At 69.1% G+C, this 23311-nt stretch carries 26 protein-coding genes and 1 tRNA gene; 6 read left to right on the forward strand and 21 right to left on the reverse strand.

Annotation, left to right across the window (positions count from 1 at the left end; genetic code table 11):
- Positions 1-264 precede the first annotated feature (264 nt).
- Complete coding sequence (locus OG884_RS11780) at positions 265-783, forward strand: GNAT family N-acetyltransferase (protein ID WP_326644970.1); 519 nt, start codon at positions 265-267, stop codon at positions 781-783.
- A 708-nt stretch (positions 784-1491) separates the two neighbouring features.
- On the opposite strand, the gene OG884_RS11785 is transcribed toward OG884_RS11780, so the two are convergent.
- From OG884_RS11785 to OG884_RS11830, 10 genes are all read right to left on the reverse strand, one after another.
- Positions 1492-1950, reverse strand: a complete 459-nt coding sequence (locus OG884_RS11785) for a hypothetical protein (protein WP_326644972.1) — start codon at positions 1948-1950, stop codon at positions 1492-1494.
- A 686-nt stretch (positions 1951-2636) separates the two neighbouring features.
- Positions 2637-3215, reverse strand: a complete 579-nt coding sequence (locus OG884_RS11790) for a TetR/AcrR family transcriptional regulator (RefSeq protein WP_326644974.1) — start codon at positions 3213-3215, stop codon at positions 2637-2639.
- A gap of 23 nt (positions 3216-3238) precedes the next feature.
- Positions 3239-4081 (reverse strand): amidohydrolase family protein, encoded by an 843-nt coding sequence (locus OG884_RS11795; RefSeq protein ID WP_326644976.1) that lies wholly within the window; start codon positions 4079-4081, stop codon positions 3239-3241.
- Positions 4078-4824, reverse strand: coding sequence for an HpcH/HpaI aldolase family protein (locus OG884_RS11800; protein ID WP_326644978.1), 747 nt, complete (start codon positions 4822-4824; stop codon positions 4078-4080). The genes OG884_RS11795 and OG884_RS11800 overlap by 4 nt, the downstream gene beginning before the upstream one ends.
- A gap of 22 nt (positions 4825-4846) precedes the next feature.
- Entirely contained in the window at positions 4847-5560 is a 714-nt protein-coding gene (locus OG884_RS11805) for an ABC transporter ATP-binding protein (protein ID WP_326644980.1), read from the reverse strand.
- Positions 5557-7281, reverse strand: a complete 1725-nt coding sequence (locus OG884_RS11810) for a branched-chain amino acid ABC transporter ATP-binding protein/permease (RefSeq protein ID WP_326644982.1) — start codon at positions 7279-7281, stop codon at positions 5557-5559. The genes OG884_RS11805 and OG884_RS11810 overlap by 4 nt, the downstream gene beginning before the upstream one ends.
- Positions 7278-8150, reverse strand: coding sequence for a branched-chain amino acid ABC transporter permease (locus tag OG884_RS11815; RefSeq protein ID WP_326644984.1), 873 nt, complete (start codon positions 8148-8150; stop codon positions 7278-7280). The genes OG884_RS11810 and OG884_RS11815 overlap by 4 nt, the downstream gene beginning before the upstream one ends.
- The gene (locus OG884_RS11820) at positions 8150-9364 is read right to left on the reverse strand and encodes an amino acid ABC transporter substrate-binding protein (RefSeq protein ID WP_326644986.1); all 1215 of its coding nucleotides are present in this window, start codon (positions 9362-9364) and stop codon (positions 8150-8152) included. The genes OG884_RS11815 and OG884_RS11820 overlap by 1 nt, the downstream gene beginning before the upstream one ends.
- Before the next feature lie 9 nt (positions 9365-9373).
- The gene (locus OG884_RS11825) at positions 9374-10492 is read right to left on the reverse strand and encodes a DUF5624 domain-containing protein (protein ID WP_326644988.1); all 1119 of its coding nucleotides are present in this window, start codon (positions 10490-10492) and stop codon (positions 9374-9376) included.
- Entirely contained in the window at positions 10489-11568 is a 1080-nt protein-coding gene (locus tag OG884_RS11830) for a hypothetical protein (protein WP_326644989.1), read from the reverse strand. Before OG884_RS11830 ends, OG884_RS11825 begins: the two co-directional genes overlap by 4 nt.
- Positions 11569-11697: 129 nt before the next feature.
- Here OG884_RS11830 and OG884_RS11835 point away from each other — a divergent pair, with 129 nt between their 5' ends.
- Positions 11698-12045, forward strand: coding sequence for an alpha/beta hydrolase (locus OG884_RS11835; protein WP_326644991.1), 348 nt, complete (start codon positions 11698-11700; stop codon positions 12043-12045).
- Complete coding sequence (locus tag OG884_RS11840) at positions 12006-12173, forward strand: hypothetical protein (RefSeq protein ID WP_326644993.1); 168 nt, start codon at positions 12006-12008, stop codon at positions 12171-12173. Before OG884_RS11835 ends, OG884_RS11840 begins: the two co-directional genes overlap by 40 nt.
- A gap of 28 nt (positions 12174-12201) precedes the next feature.
- On the opposite strand, the gene OG884_RS11845 is transcribed toward OG884_RS11840, so the two are convergent.
- From OG884_RS11845 to OG884_RS11860, 4 genes are all read right to left on the reverse strand, one after another.
- A complete protein-coding gene (locus tag OG884_RS11845; protein WP_326644995.1) occupies positions 12202-12414 on the reverse strand; it encodes a hypothetical protein in 213 nt (70 codons plus the stop codon).
- 49 nt (positions 12415-12463) lie between these two features.
- Positions 12464-15106, reverse strand: coding sequence for an outer membrane protein assembly factor BamB family protein (locus OG884_RS11850; protein WP_326644997.1), 2643 nt, complete (start codon positions 15104-15106; stop codon positions 12464-12466).
- Positions 15100-15948, reverse strand: a complete 849-nt coding sequence (locus OG884_RS11855) for a hypothetical protein (RefSeq protein WP_326644999.1) — start codon at positions 15946-15948, stop codon at positions 15100-15102. Before OG884_RS11855 ends, OG884_RS11850 begins: the two co-directional genes overlap by 7 nt.
- Positions 15949-16213: 265 nt before the next feature.
- The gene (locus OG884_RS11860) at positions 16214-16546 is read right to left on the reverse strand and encodes an NAD(P)-binding domain-containing protein (protein ID WP_326645001.1); all 333 of its coding nucleotides are present in this window, start codon (positions 16544-16546) and stop codon (positions 16214-16216) included.
- Positions 16547-16595: 49 nt separating this feature from the next.
- On the opposite strand from OG884_RS11860, the gene OG884_RS11865 reads away from it, so the two are divergent.
- Together OG884_RS11865 and OG884_RS11870 are read left to right on the forward strand one after the other, a co-directional pair.
- The gene (locus tag OG884_RS11865; protein ID WP_326645003.1) at positions 16596-17087 is read left to right on the forward strand and encodes a DUF2975 domain-containing protein; all 492 of its coding nucleotides are present in this window, start codon (positions 16596-16598) and stop codon (positions 17085-17087) included.
- Positions 17087-17308 carry a helix-turn-helix domain-containing protein gene (locus tag OG884_RS11870; protein ID WP_326645005.1) on the forward strand — a complete coding sequence of 74 codons (222 nt, stop codon included), beginning with the start codon at positions 17087-17089 and terminating at the stop codon, positions 17306-17308. Before OG884_RS11865 ends, OG884_RS11870 begins: the two co-directional genes overlap by 1 nt.
- 202 nt (positions 17309-17510) lie before the next feature.
- Here OG884_RS11870 and OG884_RS11875 read toward each other — a convergent pair.
- The 7 genes from OG884_RS11875 to galU all read right to left on the reverse strand — a co-directional run bounded on the left by OG884_RS11875 (position 17511) and on the right by galU (position 22437).
- Positions 17511-17584 (reverse strand) — tRNA-Ala (locus OG884_RS11875).
- Positions 17585-17641: 57 nt separating this feature from the next.
- Positions 17642-18376, reverse strand: coding sequence for a divisome protein SepX/GlpR (sepX, locus tag OG884_RS11880; RefSeq protein WP_326645007.1), 735 nt, complete (start codon positions 18374-18376; stop codon positions 17642-17644).
- A 124-nt stretch (positions 18377-18500) separates the two neighbouring features.
- A complete protein-coding gene (locus OG884_RS11885; protein ID WP_326646906.1) occupies positions 18501-19154 on the reverse strand; it encodes a GNAT family N-acetyltransferase in 654 nt (217 codons plus the stop codon).
- Positions 19155-19401: 247 nt separating this feature from the next.
- On the reverse strand, positions 19402-19875 hold the full coding sequence (locus tag OG884_RS11890; protein ID WP_326645008.1) for a MogA/MoaB family molybdenum cofactor biosynthesis protein: 474 nt from the start codon (positions 19873-19875) through the stop codon (positions 19402-19404).
- On the reverse strand, positions 19872-20348 hold the full coding sequence (gene moaC, locus OG884_RS11895; RefSeq protein ID WP_326645011.1) for a cyclic pyranopterin monophosphate synthase MoaC: 477 nt from the start codon (positions 20346-20348) through the stop codon (positions 19872-19874). Before moaC ends, OG884_RS11890 begins: the two co-directional genes overlap by 4 nt.
- Positions 20345-21532: a molybdotransferase-like divisome protein Glp gene (glp, locus tag OG884_RS11900; protein WP_326646907.1), complete on the reverse strand. Its 1188-nt coding sequence runs from the start codon at positions 21530-21532 to the stop codon at positions 20345-20347. Before glp ends, moaC begins: the two co-directional genes overlap by 4 nt.
- 5 nt (positions 21533-21537) lie before the next feature.
- Entirely contained in the window at positions 21538-22437 is a 900-nt protein-coding gene (gene galU, locus OG884_RS11905) for a UTP--glucose-1-phosphate uridylyltransferase GalU (RefSeq protein ID WP_326645013.1), read from the reverse strand.
- Positions 22438-22462: 25 nt separating this feature from the next.
- Between galU and OG884_RS11910 the strand changes: the two genes are divergently transcribed.
- Positions 22463-23044 carry a 5-formyltetrahydrofolate cyclo-ligase gene (locus OG884_RS11910; RefSeq protein ID WP_326645015.1) on the forward strand — a complete coding sequence of 194 codons (582 nt, stop codon included), beginning with the start codon at positions 22463-22465 and terminating at the stop codon, positions 23042-23044.
- Positions 23045-23311 lie beyond the last annotated feature (267 nt).

Below are 23311 nucleotides of genomic sequence, written 5' to 3' on the forward strand. Positions count from 1 at the left end.
CAAGGCCTGGCCCGCACCACGTCTACATCCGATGCGCCAGCGGTTCCATCCCCCTCTGTAAACTGGCTTCCGTTCGTGTTCGACCAGGAGCGGAGAAGCAGGGAGGTGGGGTCGATGACCGCGCTCAGGCCCGCCATGTGCAGCGTCCGGGTCTCCCTCGCGTCCCGGGCCGCGGCCTGATCTCATCCGGCCTGCCCTCCTTCGGGAGCGTGAGCCCGCGGGGTGTCCACACGAACATCACTCCGAAACGGATCCTCAGCGATCATGCGCAACACCTGGATCACGCGCGCCGAGACCGGCGCCGACATCCCCGCCGTCCGTGAGATCAACCTTGCCGCCTTTCCCACCGCGGAGGAGGCCGACCTCGTCGACGCACTGCGCGCCGACCCGGCCGCGTGGATCGAGGGACTGTCCCTCGTCACCGCGGACGAGAGCGGCGATCTCGTCGGCCACGCACTGCTGACCCGCTGTCACATCGGCGACACCCCGGCCCTGTGCCTGGCCCCGTGCGCCGTCCGGCCCGAGCGGCAAAACAGCGGCGCCGGTTCTGCGACCGTCCGTGCCGCCCTGAAGGCGGCCGCGGACATGGGCGAGCACTACGTCGTCGTCCTGGGGCACCCGGCCTACTACCCCCGGTTCGGCTTCACCCGTGCCTCCGCCCATGGCATCGGCCTGACCATCGACGTCCCGGACGAGGCCCTGATGGCCCGCGCTCTCGACACCGGCCGCTGCCGCCCACTGCCCGGCGGAATCGTCCGCTACGCCGCGCCGTTCGGCATCTGACGCGCCTTCACCGGACGGACAGGCCAGACGGTGAATCCGCAGACGGGAAAGGCCGATTACGCTGACTCCAGCGTCGTTTTAAGCGCCATCTCTGCTTCGGCCGGTACGCCCGGATCGACCGGGACGGGCCTCACGGCCGATCTCAGGATCACCGAGGCCCACAGAGAGGGGTAACCCCCCATGGCGGGAAAGCCACGTCGCAAGGCGGCCGACTCCACGGAGGCGCACCTGCTCGTTGTCCGAGCGGTTCTCATCGTGGTGGATTGGGCGCTGCGCGTGATCGTGCCCAACTAGGCAGCCGGCCTAGCTGAACCCGCATCACATCCCAGAGGGGCCTCGATCTTGGTTTGGCGGCCTGGTCGGGGCCTCTCCCCATGCGCGGGCCCTTGCCTGGAAGGCAAGCTCCGCCCGTCCAGACTACGACGCGCGCTAAGTACATGTACACCAGAGTGTCAACTGGCAGAACGAAAACAAACTGGTCGAGCAGCCGCCGGAGTCAACAGTCAGTGTTTTGGAAACCCAGTTGAAAACCGGTCGCTGATCATGACTCCGACCAGCCCTCTAACGTGGCTGGCCCCAGGTGGTCCGACTCGCTGCGCGGGCACTGCCGGCGCCGGGTGAACGGTGACCTCCAGCACCTACCACACCACTTGGAACCGTCAGGTTGGGGGCGAGGGACCGGGTGTGGCCCCGGCGCTTGAGGTCTCGCTATCCGCAGTTGCCGAAGGTCTTGCGGCCGCCGGTCGCCTCGGCGTAGTCCAGCCGGGTGTCTCGGGTGCTGCCCCAGTACGAGACGCAATCGCCACGGGCCTTCAGCTTGACCGGCCCGGCGTAGTACTTGAACTTGCCCGCGTCGGTCTTCGACTTGCCGCCCTCCACCTTCAGGGTGGCGGTGGTGTAGGTGGCGGTCCGGTAGAAGGCGGTCTTGATACTGACCACGCAGTTGTAACCGGTGCTGCGGTTGTACATGAGGTAGACGTAGCCGAAGGTGTCACGTCCGGACTTGAGGGGGCGGATGCCGTCCTTCACCCGGGTGAACCCCGCCCCGCAGACTCCCTCGGGAGTGTAGGGGGCGGAGGCCGCGTACGCCGTGTATGCCGGGTTGACCGCGAGAACGCCGGCGGCTAAGGCCGTCACGGCGATGACCTTCGTAACAGACCTGATCACTTGTCTACCCTTCGACGGGGGGCTGCGGCCCCTACCACAGTGGATCAACCCGTCGATCTTTGCTTACTCCTCTGCTTTCCGACAATGGGGTCCCGGTGGTATCGGCGAAATTTTCAACGAATACGCAGGTCAGATCGGTCGCACACCACTCCACCGCCCTCGCCGCGCTTTTCCCCACGTACTACGCCACGCTTTTCCCCACGTACTACGCCACGCTTTTCCCCACGTACTACGCCACGCTTTTCCCCACGTACTACGCCACGCTTTTCCCCACGTACTACGCCACGCTTTTCAACGGCGATCAGCCAGGCGCGACGCAGGTACCGATCTCAAACACTCGTACACCACCTGCGCGGACGCGACCTCGCTTCTGCCGGGCAGCGAAGGCAGGCTCGCCGAAGTTGAGCGAGGCTGTCTCAACCTTGATCAGCGCCTGCGACGCTTCCGGTCGGGGTTCGTCGATCTCGTCGAAACGTACGCTTGGATGAGCCGCCCGTCCGGGTCTGTCAATAGACGGCCACCACGAGCGGGTCCCCGGCCCACTCCCCCTGCATGACCCAGAAGTCTGACTTCGTCACGGCCGGAACGCAGCCGGAACGCAGCCGGAACGCAGCCGGAACGCAAGATCTTCAGTGGTCTTCAAGATCTTCAGTGGTCTTTCAGCAAGGACCCCGGTCACCCACCGGTCACCCCAGCAACCCCCTGGCGATCAGCTGGGTCAGGGTTTCGATGGCCTCGTCGTCGTCGCCTCCCGGGTTCTCCGCGAGGCGGTGGTAGCAGAAGGACTCCAGCATGCAGGATATTGCGAGCGCCGCCAGCCGGGCGCTCTCCTCGCTCCTGGCCGCCGGGGTGTCGGTCTCGCGGATGTGCCGCGTCCAGTTCTCCACGTGGCGCTGGCGTAGTTCGTCGTGGATGTGGCGGAAGGTTCCGCTGGACATGGACGCCTGGAAGATACCGACGATCTCCGGCAGGTGTTCGCGGTAGGTGGCCCAGTACGCGCCGACGTGGCGGCGGATGTCGTCGGTCGTGGAGAGCGTGTGCTCGTGACCGAGGTGATCGACGACGTGGGAGCGCAGCGCCGTTTGGAAGTCCCCGGCCAGCGAGGCGAGCAGGGTGTCCTTGTCCTCGAAATAGCGGTAGAACGAGCCCACTGCCTTCCCCGCCTCCGCGGTGATATCGATGATCTTGATTTCGGCATAGCTCTTGCGGGTCAACAGCCGCCGCGCGGCGTCCTTGAGCTCTGCCTCGGTACGCTTGGACTTCACCAGATACCTCCCCATCACCGAGATTACTGCCCGTAGAACAGCCTCCCGGGCGCCTCAACGAGGATCTGGTGGCGATCTTCCGGGGTGGGCGCCCAATCGGCCAGCAGATTCAGCAACTCGCCGGTGTCGCGTTGGCCGTCGGGCAGGTGTGGCCAGTCCGAGCCCCACAGCAGCCGGTCGGGGTGGGTCTCGACCAGCGCGCGGGCCAGCGGCTCGACGGCCGACAGCGGCCCGTCTTTGGCCAGCCGGTACGGCCCCGACAGTTTGAGATAGCAGTGCCCGCCCGCGAGCAGCGGCAGCAGCCCGTCGAGGTCCATCCCGTACCCCATGTGGTCGATGACGAAGGTGTGTTCGAGCTCGGCGAGGAAGGGCAGGAGATTCCGCACGACCGCGCCCGGCGTGTAGAACTGCAGGTGCCAGCCGCGCGGCCTGGCGCGCTGGGCCATCGCGCGGATGTAGGCGATGAGCTCGTCGGTGCGCCACGACGCGCGGGCGAACAGGTCGAGCCTGATCGCCCGCACCCCCGCCTCGTGGAAGCGGTCGAGCTCCGCGTCGCTCACGGAGTCCTCGATCCGGACCACGCCGCGGCAGCGCGGCCCCACCTTGCGCAGCACGTCGAGCAGCAGGCTGTTGTCGGTGCCGTAGAAGGTCGGCTGCACCAGCACCATCCGCTCGATGCCGAGCCAGCCGGCCAGGCGAAGGTACTGGTCGAGTGCGCCGTCGGGAAAGGTGTAGAGCGGGTCGGGAACATGTGCGTAGCCGGGCTCGAACACGTGGAAATGGGCGTCACAGCTCAGCGGTGGCATCGTGAAACCCGGCCGGGTGTTGCTCGTCGTGGCCCGCATGGGCGTGGTCTGAAGGGTCATGACGCATCCTTCGCGGCAGAGCCGATGGCTTGGAAGAGCAGGGCGGAGTCCATACCGGTGATTCGGAGTGGGCAGACACCGGCGAGACCGGCCGCGGGCATGCCGCCGACCGCCAGCAACTTCCCGTGCGTACGGCAGGCCGCGGCCGCAGTGGCGATCGCGTCGAGCACTCGCGGATCGTCGTAGGCGCCGGGCCTGCCGAGCTCCGCGGTGAGATCGTTGACACCGATCGCGAGCATGTCCACGCCGTCCACCTGCGCGATGTGGTCGGCGTTGGCGATCCCCGCCGGGGTCTCGATGAGGATCTGCACCACGGCCGCGGCGTCGAGCGCCGGGTTCAGCTCCCTGGCGGGCACCGGACGCATGCCGTACTGAGGCACCTGGGCGGTCTGCGAGCGTTGCCCGCGCGGCGGGAACCGGCAGGCGCGGGCGACCTGCCGTGCCTCGTCCGCCGTCTCGACCCGCGGGGCGACGATGCCGTGGGCGCCACCGTCCAGGAGCCGACCGATCATGCCGTATTCGCGCTCCGGCACTCGCACCAGCGGCGTCATTCCCAGACTGTCGGCGGCCGAGCAGAGCTGCGCGGCCACATCGGTGGACATGACGGAGTGTTCCAGGTCGACCAGGACGGCGTGGTGGCCGGTCGCGTGTGCCATCCGCACGACCTCGGAGGTACGGCTGCCGCGGATGCCGAGCATGAGCGTCGGCAGCCCTTGCCGCAGCCGCTCCAGGAAGGCGCTCACGGGGTGCCGCCCAGGAAGGCGCTCACGGGGTGCCGCCCAGGAAGAGCGCGCCCATCTCCGGGTCGTCGAGAATTGTCTGGGCGGAGTCCGCCATGAGCACGCGGCCGCTCTCCATGACGACACCGTGGCCGGCGATCCCGAGCCCGAAGCGCACGTTCTGTTCCACGATGAGCACGGTGATGCCGCTGTCGCGCATGGCGTTCACGGCATCTCCGACCAGACCGAGCGAGCGCGGGTCGAGCCCCAGAGACGGCTCGTCGAGCAGCACCATCGCCGGTTCCAGCATGAGCGCCCTGGCGAACTCGACGGTTCGCCGCTGCCCGCCGGACAGGTTCCCCGCCGGCTCGCCGCTCCGCTCAGCGATGATCGGGAAGCGCTCGGCGAGCCAGGCGAAGCGCCCCCGCAGATACGTCTTCTCGTGGCGGCGCAGGTAGCCGCCGAGAAGTACGTTCTCCGCGACGGTCATCGCGGGGAACAGGCCGTTCTTCTGCGGCACCTGCACGATCCCCGCCTTGATCAGCTCGGCGGGGTACCGTCCGGCGATGTCGCGGCCGTCGAAGCGGATCGCGCCGAGACGCGGTGCGAGCTGGCCGCTGATGGTCCGCAGCACGGTGGACTTGCCCGCGCCGTTGGGGCCGACGATGCAGGTCACCGAGCCGGGGAAGACCTCCAGGTCCAGCCCCTGCAGCACGTCGCCTCCGCCGTACCCGGCGAAGACACCGGTCATCGAGATCATTGGCTCGCTCCTGTCAAGTAGGCGTCCAGCACCAGCGGGTCGCTCCGCACCTCCTGCGGCGTGCCGGAGGCGATGCGGCGGCCACCTGCCAGGACGTGGACCGTGTCGCAGAGCCCGAGGACGAAGGGCATGTTGTGCTCGACGATCAGGAAGGTGGTCCCGGTCCGGTTGAGTTCGCGGATCAGGGCGCCCATCTGCTCGATCTGCGTCGGGTTGATGCCGCCCGCCGGTTCGTCGAGCAGCACCAGGCGGGGCTGGAGCAGGAGAATCTGGATCAGTTCGATGAGCTTCTGCTGGCCGTAGGAGAGCTCGCCGGCGGGCAGGTCACGATAGTCGCCGAGCCCGACGAGATCGAGGAGCTCAGCGCCCCTGGCGGCCTGGACACCGGTGATCGCCGGAGCCGCCCAGGACCCGTTGGATCCGGCGACGACGTTCCGCAGCACCGACAACCGGGGGAACAATCGGGTGATCTGGTGGGTACGGCCCAGCCCCGCCCGGCTGCGTGCCCATCGGCTCGAGGCGTCGATCCGCCGGCCGTCGAGCAGGATCGTGCCGCTGTCCGGCTTCATCGCGCCGTCGATAAGGTTGAACAGCGTGGTCTTGCCGGATCCGTTCGGCCCGATCAACCCGGTGATCGAGCCGGGCTCGACGGTGAGGTCCAGGCCGTCGAGGACGGTGAGCCCGCCGAAGCGTTTGCGAATGCCGTGCACCTCCAATCGCCCCCCGTCGCCGACCGCGAGCCAGGACGGGACGGCGGCGGGGGCCAGGCGTTTGCCCACGATGGCCGGTCGCTTTCTGGCCAGCGCCTGCCGTACCCCGGGAATGATGCCCTTGGGCAGGAAGAGCAGGATGGCCAGGAGCAGCCCACCGAAGACGACCAGCCGCCAGGCGCCCGCGGTCGGACCGGTGAACAGCTGGTTGGTCAGCTGGGAGAACGGCTCCAGCAGGAAGGCGCCCAGCACGGGGCCCCACAGCGTGCCCGAGCCACCGAGCAGGGCGGCGAGCACGATCATGATGCTGGTGACGATGCTGAACATGGCTCTGGAGTCGAGGAAGCTCAGGTAGTAGCCGTAGAAGCCGCCCGCCACGCCGATGGGCACGCTGCTGGCCACGAAGGCGGCGAGCTTGGCCGCCGAGGTGTTGACGCCGATGCCCGCGGCCTTCTCCTCGTCCTCGCGGATGGCCGTCAGCCCGAGGCCGAAGCGTGAGGAGGCGATCGCCTTCGACATCACCAGCGTCAGGATCAGCAGACCGAGCAGGGCGTAGTAGAAGGGCCAGAGGGCGTAGTCCCTACTCCAGGTCGGCGCGGGAAGGATCATGCCGTCGTTGCCGTTCGTGACCGACGTCCAGTTCAGCGCCACGATGCCGAGCAGGTAGAGCATCGCGAACGTGATCATGATGAACGCGTTGCCTCGCGCCCGGAAGGTCACCAGGCCGAGGACGGCGGCGAGCGCCCCCGCCGCGAGGCCGCCCAGGGGAGCGGCCAGGAATGGGGAGATCGACCACGTGTTGGCCGCGATGGCGGTCGTGTAGGCGCCGACGCCGAGGAAGGCGCTCTGCCCGAGGGAGATGTAGCCGGTGTAGCCGCCCATGATGTTCCAGGAACTGGCCATGATCGCCAGGAGGAAGATCAGGATGAGCATGTTCAGGTAGTAGGCGTCGCCCCACAGCACGGGCAGCGCGAGGAGGGCGCCGCCGGCCGCGATGATCAGGATCCTCATCCGGTGACCACATCCTGTCGAACTCGAACGCCGAAGATCCCCTGCGGGCGCAGCAGGAGGGTCAGCACGATGACGGCGAAGGGCATGGCAGTGGCCCACGAGGGCGACCCGTAGGTGGCCGTCAGTGTCTCGGCCACGCCGAGGACCAGGGCGCCGATCAGCGCGCCGCCGAGGCTGCCCATGCCGCCGAGCACCACGATGGCGAGCCCCAGGCCGATCCACTGCTCCCCGGAGTCCGGGGTGAAGGGAGACAGGACCGCGAGGATCGAGCCCGCCGCGCCGGTCAGCGCGACGCCGAGGGCGAAGGCGGCGACGTTGACCCGCTCCACCCGGATGCCGACGAGTTCGGCGCCCTGCGGGTTGGCCGTGGCCGCGCGTACGGCTCTGCCCAGCCACGTGTGGTTGAGCACCATGTACAGCGCGGCCAGCAGGGCCAGCGCGCACGCGGAGCCGTACACCTGGGCCGTGGGGAAGACCAGGTCGCCCAGCCGGATGGACGTGCGGGCGTAGGAGGTGACGACGGTGTGCGGTTCATGGCCCCAGATGAGGATGGTGATTCCCTCCAGGATCATGGCGAGCGCGAGCGTGGAGAGGATGATCGTGCCCTCACCGCCGCGCTCGGCCCGCTGGATGACGAGCTTGTGGATGAGCCAGCCCAGGCCGAACAGCACGGTGCCGGTGACGGGGATCGTCGCGAAGGGGTCGAGGCCCGTCGCCGTGCAGATGCTGTAGGTGAGGAATGCCCCGGCGATGAGGATCGCGCCGTGGGTCAGGTTGACGATGTGCATGACGCCGAAGATCAGCGTCAGGCCGCTGCTGGCCAGGGCGTATACGCCGCCGACGAGTAGGCCGAAGAGCAACGCCTGCATCAGGTCGCCCAGCTTGGCTTGGCGGCGATCACGGAGGTGACGGTCGCGGCCGAGGCCGGGGCGACGACCTCCAGCTTGCCACGCTGCCACTGCATCAGCAGCAGGCTGCCGTCGGGAACGCCGCGCTTGTCCCACTTCAGCGGGCCGACGATGGTGTCGACCGTGTTGGCGTGCAGCCAGGCGGCGATCGCATCCTGGTCGAGCTTGCCGACGGCTTGGACGCCGACTTGAAGCACTTGCGCCGCGGTGTAGGAGTTGGCGGCGTCCTCGCTCGGTTCCTGCTTGAACTGCTTGCGGTAATCCGCGACGAACTCGGCGTTGCCCGGATACTTCGAGGCCGGATGCCAGCTGCCGGCGGTGAAGACGGCCTCGGTGTTCGTGGCGCCGATGGCCTGCGGGTAGGTGTTGACACTGGAGGGCGCCCTGGTCTGGTAGAGGATCGACGGGGTGAAGCCGACCCGCTGCAGGGCCTGGACCACGGCCACGCCGTCGACCTCCAGCGCCCCGTGCACCAGCAGGGCGGGGTTGGTCTGCCGGATCGCGTTGGCGATCGCGTCGAAGTTCTTGGTGTCCGGCGGGTACTTCTGCCCGTAGACGGTCTCGATGCCGAGCCCTTCAAAGGTCTTCTGGAGGTTCTGGACGGGCACGTCGGTGCTGGGGTCGTCCTGGTACAGGTAGGCCGCGGTGGCGGGCCGCTCCTTCAGGCCCTCCACATAAGCGGCGAACGGCCGATGCGCGGTGTCGGTCGTGCCCGGCTGGCTGAAGAACAGCCTGGTGTGGCCGCGCGAGAAGATATCCGCCGCACCACCCGACGGCTCGATGTAGAGCATGCGGTTGCGGTCGGCGACGGTCGAAGCCGGCAGGTTCAGGAACGAGGAGAACGTGCCGATCAGCAGGTCCACCCGATCCTGGGTGATCAGCCGGTTGTAGTTGGAGACCACGGTGTTCTGGTCGAAGCCATCGTCCAGGATGACGAACTCCACCTTGCGGCCCAGGAGCCCGCCGCGCGTGTTGATCTGGCTCTGCCAGACCTGGTAGCCCTTGTAGCCGGGATCGGCGACGTCCGCGGCCGGGCCGGTGAGCGGCAGCGATGCGCCGATCTTGAGTGAGTTCGAGGAGGAGGAAGAAGAGGAGGAGGAGCCTGACGAACCGCATGCGGTGGTCAGCGACAGCAGTGATGCGCCGAGGAGGAACGAGCGCCGGTCGATGGTCATGGTTCACTCTCAGAGGTCGGTCAGCCCAGGCACCACTACCTGGGTGGGATCGTTACCCACCGCCGCCAGGGAGGCGGCGGCGAAGTCGGTGACGCAGCTGGACAGCAGCTGCCTCGGGTCCTCCAGCACGATGCGGAGCCTGGTCACAAGCGCACGCATGTCGTCGGCCGAGTGGATGGCGGGCATCTCGCTCACCTCGGCGACGCCGAGGTCGGTGACGTCGGGGAGCGTGAGGCCGCCAGGGACGTAGCGCGGATAGCCGTCGAACATCACGTCGCCGAGTTCGACGGTGGCCCTGGTGCTGCACCAGAGGGTGCGCAGGTCCTCCTCCAGCGCGATCACCTGGGTGAGGTCGCCGCCGGCAGGGGAGGGGAAGGTGGGCGCGTGCGGGGCCACGTACACGCGATCCAACGGAAGGCGGCCGCGCGAGGCGGCGAGGATCATCGTGGCCACGCTGCTGGTGTTCCAGGTGACGCCCGCGGTCGGACGGCCCTGCCTGCCCGCGATCACCACCATGGCCCGCTCCCAGGCCAGGTCCTGCTCGGTGAACCAGCGCGTGATGCGGAAGCTGGTGTCGAGGCTGACCAGGAAGAACGTGGCCACCATCATTGAGTTGATGCCGTTGTCGAGGTAGTCGCGGCGGAGCGTCTCGGAAGTGAGATAGTCCTCGTCGTCCAGCGCGGCCGTGAGGTAGCGGGCGGTCATCGCGCACGCGTGGTCGACCATGTCGGCGATCTCACGTTCCCTGCCCCGGTAGGCCTCGACCGCGATCCGGTCCCGCCACAGTTCGATGCTGTTGGCGGCGCGGGTGGCCTTGACCTCGGCCAGCAGGCGCTCGGCGGCCTTCCGCCAGGACTCCTCGCCCAGGTCGCGGAGCCTGACCAGCGAAGCCACGGCGGGACCCAGGTGGGAGATCGCCGTCAGCTCCTTGAAGCCCCTGGTCGAGAGCCGGAACCCTTCGACCGTGGGCGGCCTGCCGTCTCCCGGGTAGAGCGCGATGTCGGTGGCCGTCGCGGCGATCAGCGGGTTGTTGCGCGCGCGATCGGTGACCGCGCGCCCCAGTCTCCTGCCGATGCTGTCCGGATCGGCTGTGTAGGTGGCGAACAGCCGGATGAACTCCTCGGTCACTGGTGCTCCTGCTCGATGAAGCGGTAGATGACGCTCTCGGTGGCGAACCGCACGTCGGCGCTGAGCCCGTTGGAGACCGCCACGAGTGGCCCCCGGTCGTCGGTGAAGACGGCAACGTCCGTGCCGCCGCTGGTGGGGAACTCCTCGACGACGCGCAGCCCACCGTCCTGCCAGTGGTAGAGCTGGGAACTCAGCGCGGTCGTCGGCGCGGCGGGGGTGCCGTGAATGAAGTTGACCCGCAGCACGTACAGGCCGCCCTTGCCCTGCAGGACCGCGAACTCGCGGGTGCCGAGCCCGTCCAGCACGGCGTGCTCCACGAACGACTCACCATCCCAGCGCAGTAGCCGCGACGGGCTGAGGATGCAGCCGACGAGTAGATACTCCTCGCCGTCGGCGCGGAAGGAGGCGAAAGCCCGGCCGTGCTGCTCGGCCAGCTTCTGGTGTACGGCGAAGCGCGCTCCGTCCCAGCGGTACAGGACGGACGGAGCGAGGTGGTCGGCGTGGGCGAGGAAGTCGTGCCCCGCCACCCGGAAGGCGTGCCAGTTGTAGCCCTGCTCGGAGGCGATCTCCTGGAACGGTTCGAAGGCCCGGCCGTCCCATCGGTAGATCCGCGACGGCTGGCTCCCAGCCAGCGGAAGCCCCTGTGCCAGGGCCAGGAAATGTTGATCGGCCAGCGTGAAGTGCCGCCACTGCTTGGCCGCGAAACCGGGCACGCTCTGGAAGGGGACGAAGCGCGCGCCGTCCCATTCGTACAGCTGGGAGTCCACGCCGAACGCATAGGGGTCTTGGCCGCGGCGGATGCTCGCGGTCGCCAGGAACGCCCGCCGGCCGATCCGGAAGAACTCCGCGTCCTCACCGCCCGGCACCTGAAGGCTCTGGAAGGGCTCGAAACCTTCGGCTGTAAGGCGGAGTACCCGCAGTTCGGTGTCACTGTCGCCGACGTTCATACCGGGTGGTTGCCCGGGCACGTCGACGGCCAGCTGCGGGATGGCCAGCAGTGAGAGGCCGTCAACCTGGAAGAGCTCCACCGCCCGGGCACCTGAGGTGCGAATGCGGCACGACTCCACGAGATACATGTGATCCCCCTCACAGTGAATGTGAATTCTGATTCATCATGCAGGCATCGGCTGGAGTTGACAACCCTTGCCCAAGGGGTGAATTTGAATTCATCTTCATCTTGAGGGGAGATCAGTGTGCACCTAGGCTTGAAAGCGCGTCTGGGCCGTCACGGCGGTGGCTGGTCCGCCGGAGACAAGAGCGAGCTGCAGCGGATCCCTGAGTGGACATCACTGCTCTCGCAGGGATTTGCCGTTGCCTCCGTCAACTACACCCTGAGCACGAGCGCCAAGTTCCCGCAGCAGATCCACGAGGTGAAGGCCTCGATCCGGTATCTGCGCGCCAACGGCTTCCGCTACGGCCTCAACGGCCGGATCGGCCTGTGGGGCGGATCTGCGGGTGGGCAGCTTGCGCCCTGGCGGGCACGAGTTGCGGGGTTCCCGCGCTGGAAGGCAAGGTGGGTGGACGCGGCCCCTCCAGCTGTGTTCAGGCGGTAGCGGCCACGGCGCGGGAGCGCATCGCGCGGCTCGGTCTCATCCTCGACTTCCGGGCGGGCAAGCTGTCGGGCGGTCAACGCGCCCAGTTCGCCCTCACCCTGGGCCTGGCCAAGCGATCCGGCTGGTGAGCGCCTTCGTCCATGGCAAGGTCACCGCCTACCTGTGCACAGTGGACGCCAAGTGCGAAGCCCTGCGGACCGACGACACCGTCGAACTGCTCAACCTGCCGCTGGTGGTGCTCACCGACCGCAGTTGCGCCTCGGCGTGTGAGCACTTCAGCTCCGCCGAGAGCCACGCCACGACCTTGTCCGACGGGCGGGTCGCCGACTGCATCGCGTGCGACAGCGACACCGATCCGGGCTTCGGCACGAGGGTGGTTCAGGGCCAGACGGCCGACGTCTCCTTCGTGCTCGACCGGTTACCAGCGAAGCGGGGCGGTTCCGACCTGATCGACCGCTCCAGAATCGCGATGGTCGGCCAGTCCGTCCGTGGCGCGCAGCGCGTACAGGTTGCCGTTGGAGCTGCCGACGTAGACGAGGCCGCCGGCCACGACCGGCCGGGTCTGGAAGCGGCCGCCGGTCTGGAAGCGCCAGCGGGGCGCGCCGGTGGCCGGGTCCAGCGCGTACAGCGTACCGTCCTCGTCCTGGACGAAGACGGTGTCCCCCTGGACCGACACCGTGGCGGTGAACGGCTTGCTCCACCGTTCCCGCCCGGTTTCGGGGTCGAGGGCGTGCAGGCTCCGGCCGGCGACGTAGACCTTTCCTCGTGACGCGGTGACGTTCCAGATGCCGCTGTCGCCCTCGGCGGCGAGCCTCCATCGTTCCTGGCCGGAGGCGGCGTTCAGCGCGTACGTGCGCCCGGCGAGATCGCCGAGGTAGACGGTACCGCCGATCACGACGGGGTCGTACCGGACGGCGGCGCTGACGCGGGCGCGCCACCGCGCCTTCCCGGTGGCGGGGTCGAGCGCGGACGCCTTCGCGCCGGTGATCACGAAGACGGCCTCCCCGGTCGCGGCCAGGTAACCGGCCGGGTTGATATTGCCGGTGCCCACGCGGGAACGCCGGCGAAGCGCACCCGTCCTGGCGTCGAGGGCGTACAGCATGCCTTCCCGGCTGCTCACGTGGACGGTGCCGGCGGCCACGGCCACGCGGCCCAGGGTGCCGGGGACGCGGAAGCGCCACCGCTGCTCGCCGGTGGCGGCCTCCAGCGCGACGACGTGGGTGAGGCCGACGCCCGCGTACACGCCGCCGTCCTGGATGACGAGGTCCTTGATGCCGACGTACCGGGTGCCAAAGCGGCGATTCCACCGCATCCGGCCGGTGGCGGTGTCGATGGCCGCCACCCCGTCGCTCCTCGCGCCGAAGAGCACGCCGTCCACGAGCATGGGCGCGGCCGGCCAGGATTTCCACCGTGCCCGGCCGGTGACGGCGTCCAGGGCGTACAGCCCGTCGTCGGCGCCGGCGTACACGACACCGCCGCCCACCACCGGGTCGGTGTTGACGCTCCCGTCGGCGAGATGGGTCCACCCGCCCGTCCGCGCCGGAGGCAGGACGCGCTCCCCCGGCCGGTAGCGGGCCATCAGGTTGTCACGCACCCGGACTGCGGCCAGGCGCTGCACCAGCCGCGACGGCGACGTCAGCCGGACGATGACCGGACCCACATTGACGAGCATCGCGCCGAAGGTCCCCCCGGGGCCGTGGGCGGTGTAGGAGAAGATGCCGTCGCCCTCGATCGTGGGGTCGTAGTCGAAGCTCTCGTGACGCCTGGTCTGCTCGGCGGCGTCGGTGAAGAGGGCGCCGGCGTTCGGGGACACCCAGCTCACGGAGAGCGAGATGACCTCGCCGTCGTCCTCGGGCGGCACCCAGTCGCAGGTCACGGGCCTGGGCAGCGTGAGGTGGCCCAGGGACTTGTTTCCCGGGACGCGGCGGACGTCCTGGCCGAGGTCGCGCGAGGTGAGCAGGGAGCAGGCATCCGGCCACTCGCCCGGCGGGACGCCGCCGAGCGCGACGGGGCCGGTGGGACGTCCGTAGACGGGACGCAGGGCGGTGATCCGGGCGTCACCGTGGATGAAGGCCATATGGGAGGTCGCCCCCACGAGGACGGTGGTGTGGGTGAGCGGCCTGTCGAGGGGAAGCGCGACGGGAGGGCCGGTGTCCTGCTCTCGCGAGATGAGGTAACCGGGCAGCGGCCACGCGTTGTTCCAGTCGAACCCGGGGCGGTCCTCGGCGTCGGGATGCTGACCGACCTCCGGCGACGGGCTCCCGGCGGCGGCCCTGTCCAGGCGGGAGCGGGGCAGCGGTGTGCCGTCCTGCGTGAAGAGGAAATCGTCGCCGTCCACCGCCGCGATGACGAAGCCCTCCGACGCCCTCTTGAACCAGAGCCGGATACCGACGCCCGGCGGGACGTTCCAGGTGGTCACCGGACGTGTCCAGTTTCGCCGTAGCGTGCGCGGATCGAAGGAGTCGAGTCGCACGCGGCCTTGCCCGCAGCGGCTCAGCAGCAGCAGGGCCCGGGATGTGGAGCCGGTCTCTCCCTCGCAGCCCACCGCCTCGGCGGCCCGCGCCCGGACGCCGCCGGTTCGCACGTCCAGCGAGAGCAGCCCGGACTCCTGGTGGAAGACGACGACGCCGTACTCGGACACCAGGATCCGCGGGAGGTCGTCCGCCCGTGGCCCCGACGGGGGCAGCTCGTGCCGCCACAACGGGCCGCCGGAGGCCAGGTCGTAGCCGTACAGGGTCCGGTCCGACGATCCTTTCGGGCTCCCGGTCACGACGAGGGTGCCGACCGTGGCCCACGCGTCGCTGAGGGAAGTGACCGGGGTGCGAATGGTGAGCCGGATCGCGCCGGTGCCGGGATCGCGCACGGTCACTGTCCCCTCCGGCGTCGCCATGATCAGATTCTCGCCGGACAGGAAGGAGAACGAGGCCGTCTCATCGGCGGGGGCCGACCACGCCGCCTCCCATCTCATGAGCTCCAGCGGAGGCCGCGAGTCGTCGGCGACCGCGACCGCCGCGGCCAGCGAGAGCGCCGTCAGGGCCCGGAGGCAACGGGTGATCAGCACGTCCGGCGTCCCGCGCAGGAGACCGGCCGCCAGCCTCCCTGCGGCGCCTCCCGGTAGTAGGCCCGGTAGCGGTCGGCCTCCCCGCTCAACCGGAACGGCCCCCCATCCGGCCCTTTGATCACAACCTTTTCGGCACGGTCGTCCGCGAGCACCGTGACCAGCAGGTCGAACTCGTAGTACGCCTTCTTGCCGGTGAAGCTCAGGCTGAGCGTGACCCGCTCGTCCCGTTTCAGGTCGATCTGCTTCTTCCGGAAGTACTCGGTACCGCCGTCGGTCGTGAACCGGGGCGCGGGGCGGTCGAGGTCGGCGGCCATCTCGACGGTGCCCGTCTCGCCGCTGCCGGTGATGGCGATCAGGCGGGCGCCCTCCGACACCGGCATGCGGGCGAGGACCTGCGGCACGATGTTCACGATGCGCAGGCTGGTGCGGTTCCCGGTCAGCACGACGGTGACGTCCATGCTGTCGATCAGGGCCATCTGGTGGCGCGCCAGCACCCCGTCACGCTGCTTGCCCGCGTGAGCGGCCAGCATGACCGCCCGGCCCTCGGGGTCGGTCACCGGTTCGCGCAGGACGGTATCGCGCTCGGAGTAGTCGACGGCCACGTGGCCGACGGTGATCGGGGCCGCGCCGCGTACCTGCTCGACCGTGTCGGAGCCGTGCGCGTTGTACCACTCGGTGAACACGACGCCGAACACGGCCAGGATTACAGCGCTGGCGATCCCCGCCAGCCACGCCGGCGATCCTTTCGGCGGGGCGGGATCGGACGCTTCGACTTCCCCCTGCTGCCGGGCCGCGACGTCGCGGCTGGGGGACGTGCTCTTGTTCCGGCGCGCTCTGCCCATTGGGACACGTTCCTCCATGACCGATCGTCAAGGCCAGCGTAGGCTTGAGCCTGAGCGCGCCGGAGCGGTTTCCGGCTATTCACACCGTTGGCGAGCGTGTCCGATGTGTCCTGCAGATCCCTGGGCCACTCGGAGGCGCCGGTTGCCACGCTGGACATGACCTCGCGGCTCGTGGGCGACCTCAAGAAACGACTCGCGCATGGCCGCGTGGCCCAAACACTGCTGACCGCGCTCATGGTCTGCCTGGCCAACCAGCACATCCTGCTCAGCCGGCGGCAAGCCCACGACCGCCCCGAGGAGCCCACACCTCAGGACACGGCAACACCTGACGAGCACGACCCCGCCCCGCCCAGGGCAGGTCGCCCGAGGTCAGGTTGATCAACATCGTGCCATTCAGCTTGATATCGCTCGCGCCGAGCAGCTCGTGCATGGCCTGGTAATCGGTGACGCAGATGATCGTCAGGGAACCCGCCTTGAGCGCGTCGCCAACCGTGGGCGCCAGCCGTGCACCCTCGGCCACCAGTTGGTCGGCCTTGGAGGTCGTGCGGTTCCACACGGTTGTGGGATGCCCGGCCCTCCGCCCCAGCCCTTGCCTCATCTATCGATGTTCGATAGATTCTCATCGCAACTCGATAGAAGGATGGGTCATGGGAAAGCTGATAGTGCGTGCGCTTCGCGCCGTGCTCGTGGTGGTGCTCGCCGGCACCGTGTTCGTACAGGCATTTATGGTGTGGGCGTTGGCCAGCGGGAGCGACCCGGAGGACGGGTCGCTCCCGCTGGCCCCGCTGCGCGTGATCACGATCCTGGGCATGGTGTCGGCCCAAGTCGCCCTGGTCAGCGTATGGCGGCTGGTGACGATGGTCCGACGCAAAACCGTGTTCTCTTCCGCCGCCTTCCGGTACGTGGACGCCGTGATCGGCGCGATCGTGGCGGCTGCCCTCCTGTGGTTCGCGGTCACGGCCCTCAACGCGCCGGACCAGCGGGCCGACCCGGGCGTCACCGTCATCATGGGCGGCGTCGGCCTGGCCATCTTGGGGGTCGCGCTCATCGTGCTCGTGCTGCGGATGCTGCTCGCCCAGGCCGTCGCGCGCGACGTCGAAGCGGCGCAGATGCAGGCCGAGCTGGACGAGACGATCTGATGCCGATCGTCGTCGACATCGACGTGATGCTGGCCAGGCGGAAGATGTCCGTGGGCGACCTCGCGGACCGCGTCGGGATCACACCCGCCAACCTGGCGGTACTCAAGAACGGCCGCGCCAAGGCGGTGCGCTTCACGACACTCGCCGCGCTCTGCGAGGCACTCAACTGCCAACCGGGCGACCTGCTGCGCTGGGAGGCCAAAGACGCCGCGAGCGGATGACATGCCCACAGCGGGCGTGAAAACGCCTGACACCACCGGCCTGACACGGCACGTCGACCGCATGGACGTGGATCGCCGCTCGCCCGCAGCACCGTCCCGACCCCGTTCGGAAACCTCTGAAACGACAAGATCCCGCCTGATCGTGATGATCAGACGGGATCCCGTCAACTTCAGTCCAGCCGTTTCAAGAACGGCCCTGCGGTGGAGATGAGGGGATTCGAACCCCTGACCCCTTCGATGCGAACGAAGTGCGCTACCGGACTGCGCTACATCCCCAAGACGTGGACTAGATTAGCAAACTTCCGGGGGCACTCGCGCCATCCAGAGCCTCGGTCAGTCGCCGACCGCGCGGCGGGGTGTCTCGGCGTACTGGTCGAAGAGTTCGTCGCGGAGCGCGGTCAGGTCGATGACCTCGGCCACCGGGCGCTGGGCCTCCAGCAGGGCGGCGCGGCGGCGGGCGCGTCTGACACGTTCCGCGCGGGCCTTGGCGGCGGCTCTCCGCTGCTCGGCGTCGATCTGGACGGTGACCCGGAGAATGGCCAGATAGGTCCCCAGAAGCACCACTGAGGGCGCCACGCCCCACCAGGGGATTACCTGGACGGTGGCCGTCACCACGGAGGCGAGCAGGAGCAGCACGCACCAGAAGGTCAGCCGCCTGCGCTTGGCCACCTGCCTCCCTCTGCGGCGGAGCTCGGCGCGACGGCGCTCGGCCGCGACCCTACGTGGGTTGGGCCGGCCGGCCGGGGGCTGTGCGGGCGAGGTCTCGGACTCGGTCTGGGCACCCGTCGAGGTCTCCCGGGCAACGGGCGGCGGCGCGTCGTCGCCCGGCGGGAACTCCGGCATGGTCTCGGTGGCGGAAAGGACTCCCGGGGAGGACTCGGCCGGGGACTCCGGGGAGGATGCGTGCGGTGGCTCGATCAGGGTCTCGGCGGAATCCTCGTCGTAGGCGTACGACTCGGGGTCCTTGGTCGTCTCGACGAGGGTGTTGCGGTCGCGGCGCAGCCACATGGGCACGAGCACGCACAGCCACATGATGACAATGGCCAAATACAGGACAACGCTGCTCACGGCCACCTCCGGGCAGCATGAAGACGCGGGTGGTCCCCCGGCGCCTTCGATGTGCTCATGTCACGCACAGTAAGACCGCGTGTCACTATTTGACGAGCATTCGATGCGGTGTGTCGTGAGATCTTCAAACCTCTTCGTGCGGAGTGCCGCCGTGGGCGGCCGCCTCACGGGCCCGCCGCCACCGCACAAGCAACCCTCTCGGCGCGTCTTCGACCGTGAGCGCGTAACAGATGTGGTCACGCCAGGCACCATCGATGTGCAAATGCCTACGTCTGATGCCCTCTTCCCTAAAACCAAGCTTTTCAACCACTCTGCGGCTTGCGTGATTTTCCGGCCGGATATTGGCCTCGATCCGGTGCAGCCCCGTGGTGAAGAAGCAGTGGTCGACCGCCATGGCGACCGCGGTGGGGGTGATCCCTCGACCGGCCAGCGCGCCGTCCACCCAGTAGCCGATCTGGGCCGACCTCGCGGAGCCCCAGACGATGGCGCCCACGGTGAGCTGCCCGGCGAAGGCACCCTCGTAGGTGATTACCCACGGTAGCGCCAGCCCCTGCCTGGCCTCCCTGCGGAGGGTTCCGGCCATCGAGATGTAGGGCCCGAGGCCGGTCTTGAAAAGGGGGGTCTCGGGATTGCTCGGCTCCCAGGGGCGGAGCCAGTTCGCGTTGCGCAGCCGCGACTCCCGCCAGACGCGTACGTCCCGCAGCCGCAGCGGTCGAAGTCCCACCGGACCTTCCGTCAGGGTCACCGGCCAGCCACGAAGTCGATCCACGCCCTCCATCATCCCCCCAACACGGCCCACCGTGCCATGGGAGCCGGGGCGGCTCCGACCCACAGCGTGCCGGAGCACACCCATGCCGTCGCGTTCTCACCTACCCGGCGAGCCCGTCTACCCGGGAGCCCGTCTACCCGGCAAGCCCGTGTGAACCCATGCGAGCCCGTGTGAACCCACGCGAGCCCGCACGAACCCGTGTGAACCCACGCGAGCCCGTGTGAACCCACGCGAGCGGAAACCGAGGAGGCACGAGTCAGCGCGGGTGGTCTCCGCCGCGGATCTGATCCACGGCATGCCGGAGCACGGGCGCCAGCACGCCCATGCCGTCGCGCACCCCTCCGGAGGAACCGGGCAGGTTGACGATCAACGTGCCACCAGCCTGCCCGGCGAGCCCGCGCGACAGGATCGAGGTGGGCACCTTCTCCCGGTTGACCTGACGGATCGCCTCGGCGATGCCGGGGACCTCCCTGTCGATCACCCGCCGGGTCATCTCCGGGGTGAGGTCGGCCGGGGTCAGCCCGGTGCCGCCGGTGGTGACGATCACGTCGTATCCCTCGGCCACCCCGGAACGCAGCGCAGCCTCGACCGGCTCGCCGTCGGGAACCACCCTCGGGCCCTCCACGTCGCACCCGGCCTCGGCGAGCAGCCCGGCCAGCAGTTTCCCCGACGTGTCCTCGTACGTCCCGGCGGCGGCCCGGTTGGACGCGGTGATCACCAGAGCCCTCACGAGACCCCCCGGGTCCAGACGCCCGTCTTGCCGCCGGTCTTCTCCTCGACGCGGACATCGGTGATCACGGCGGCCGGGTCGACCGCCTTGACCATGTCGATCAGGGCGAGCGCGGCGACCGAGACCGCGGTCAGCGCCTCCATCTCCACCCCGGTACGGTCGGCGGTCTTGACCCGTACCGTGATCTCCACTCCGTCGTCGACCACGGCCAACTCGACCTTGACCCCGTGCAGCGCGATGGGGTGACAGAGCGGGATCAGGTCGGGGGTGCGCTTGGCGCCCATGATCCCGGCGATCCGCGCGGTGCCGATCGCGTCGCCCTTGGGGACCTCCCCCGACCGCAGCAGCGCCACGGCCTCCGCCGAGAGCAGCACCCTGCCGGTGGCCGTCGCGGTACGGACGGAGACGTCCTTGGCCGAGACGTCCACCATGCGCGCCGCGCCGGTCTCGTCGATGTGTGTGAATCCAGTCATAGTGGGATGACCTCCACGCTCGCGCCCTCGGGAAGCTCGACGACGTCCTCGGGGATCACGATCAGGGCGTTGGCCGAGGCCAGGGCGGCGAGCTGGTGGGAACCCTGCCTGCGCACCGGGTCGACGGTGCCGTCGGGGCCGAGCACTCCGCGCAGGTAGGAGCGCTTGCCCTCGGGCGAGCGGAGCGGCCCGGTGGTGACCGCCCGCACGGTCGCCGTGGGTTCGGCGGCCCGGCCACCCATCTTCCGCAACGCGGGCCGGACGAACACCATGAACGACACGAACGACGACACCGGGTTGCCCGGCAACGCGAAGATCGGGATGTGGTCCTCACCGACCACGCCGAACCCCTGGGGCATGCCCGGCTGCATGGCGACCCGGTCGAAGCGGACCGTGCCGAGCGGCCCGAGGGCCTCCTTCACCGGCTCGTACGCCCCCATCGAGACACCGCCGCTGGTGATCACCAGGTCGGCCCGCAGGAGCTGTGCATCGAGCTGGTCGAGGAGCCGCGCGGCGTCGTCGACGACGATCCCCGCCCGGTAGCCCTCGCCACCCGCCTCACGGACCGCGGCGATCAGGGCGAAGCTGTTGGACTCCCAGATCTGGCCGTCCCCCAGGGGCAGGCCGGGCTCGACCAGCTCGGCCCCGGTGGATATCACCACCACCCTCGGACGAGGCCGCACCAGCACCCGGCGGCGGCCCACCCCCGCCAGCACTCCGAGCTGCGCGGGCCCGATCGGGGTGCCCACCGGCAGCACGACGTCACCGGCGCGCACGTCCTCCCCCGACCTGCGGATGGCGTTCCCCTTCGGCACGGAGCGGTTGATCACCACCTGCGCCGTGCCGCCGTCGGTCCACTCGACGGGAACCACCGCGTCGGCCCCGGCGGGCAGCGGGGCCCCCGTCATGATCCGCATGACCATACCGGGACCGATGGCCTGCATCCGGCCGTCGCCGGCCGCGATGTCGTCGATCACCGGAAGCGTCACCGGCGCGTCGGCGACGTCCTCGGCCCGCACGACGTAGCCGTCCATCGCGGAGTTGTCGAAGGGCGGCAGCGGAACCGGGGCCGTGATCTCCTCGGCCAGCGTGGTGCCCAGCGCCTGCTCCAGTTCCACCTCCAGCGGAGCGAGAACCCGGACCGTGCGCAGGATGTCGGAAAGGTGATCGTCGACCGATCTCATGGAGTTCATCGCGCGGCCAGGAACTCCTTGAGCCAGGGCAGGAACTCCGGCGCCAGGTCAGGGCGGTCGGCGGCGAACTGCACCACCGTCCGCAGGTAGTCGAGCTTGTTGCCGGTGTCGTAGCGGCGGCCTCGGAACAGCACTCCGTGCACCGGGCCGCCCTGGTCGCGGCCGCGCCCGGCGAGGGTACGCAGGGCGTCGGTGAGCTGGATCTCGTTGCCGCGCCCAGGCGGTGTGTTCTCCAGCACCTCGAAGACGGCCGGGTCGATCACGTACCGGCCGATGACCGCCCAGTTGGACGGGGCCTCGTCCGCGGGGGGCTTCTCCACCAGGTCGGTCACCCTGACCACGTCGTCCTCGTCGGTGGGCACGATGGCGGCGCAGCCGTACAGGGAGACCTGCTCCTTGGGGACCTCCATCAGCGCGACGACGCTGCCGCCGTGCACGCCGCGTACCTCGATCATGCGCTTGAGGAGCTCGTCGCGGTAGTCGATGAGGTCGTCACCGAGCAGGCACGCGAAGGGGTTGTCGCCCACGTGCTGCTTGGCGCAGAGAACCGCATGGCCGAGACCGCGCGGCTTGCCCTGCCGTACGTAGTGGAGGGTCGCCAGGTCGGCGGGCTCGCGTACCTGGGAGAGGCGCTCGTCGTCGCCCTTGGCCTCCAGGGCCTCCTCAAGCTCGATCGCCCGGTCGAAGTGGTCCTCGATGGAACGCTTGTTCTTCCCGGTGACCATGAGGACGTCGAGCAGTCCGGCGGAGACCGCCTCCTCGACGACATACTGGATCGCGGGCTTGTCGACGATCGGCAACATCTCCTTGGGGGTCGCCTTGGTCGCAGGTAGGAAGCGGGTGCCCAGACCCGCCGCGGGAACGACGGCTTTCGTCACAGCTTCTAAGTCGGCCATAACCGAAACCATAGTGGAGGGACCTGTGGACAAGCAGATGCTGCGTACCACTATCGAGGCGACGCGGGCCGCGATCCCCGATGAGCGGCGACACGCGGCCTCCGTCCAGATCAGGGAATCCCTGCTTGACCTGCCCTGGGTCCAGATGGCCGGGCTCGTCGCGTGCTACTGGTCGGTCGGGACGGAGCCCGCGACCCACGGACTGGTCTTCGCCCTGTGGAAGCACGGCGCGACCGTGATCCTACCCGTGCTCCGCGACGACGACGATCTCGACTGGGCCGTGTACGACGGCCCCGACACCCTCGCCCCCGGCCGCTTCGGGATCATGGAACCGGTCGACACCCGGCGCGGTGTCGACGCGATCAGGACCGCGGCCCTGGTGATCGTGCCCGCGCTGGCGGTGGACAGGTCCACCGGGGTACGGCTCGGGCGAGGCGGCGGCTCCTACGACCGGGCACTGGCGAGGGTCGGCCCGAACGTGCCGACCGTGGCGCTGCTGCACGAGGGCGAGTTGCTCGACGGCGTACCCGCCGAGCCGCACGACGTGGCGGTCCGCTACGCGGCGACGCCCGGGGGGGTCTTCAGGACGGGCGCCACGGACGCCTGAGCCGGCGCGCGGGCATGCGTATTAGGACGAACGCCTGAGTCGGCACGTGGACACCCCGCCCGGGAAAACCCCCGATGCCAACGCCCCAGGCACCCGGCCGACCCGGTGATCTCCACAACCGGCACGCGGACGACCGAGTCGTCAAAACCGGTGCCGGAGGCACGTGCCCGACCACGGTGAGTCACCGGAACCGGCATCGTGAACGCATGACCGGCAGGTCGAATCACCACCCGTCCCGGGTCGGTGCGCACCCGGGCTGTGACCCGC

Origin of the sequence: Streptosporangium sp. NBC_01755 (genome assembly GCF_035917995.1) — a bacterium.
In the GTDB taxonomy this organism is placed as follows: domain Bacteria; phylum Actinomycetota; class Actinomycetes; order Streptosporangiales; family Streptosporangiaceae; genus Streptosporangium.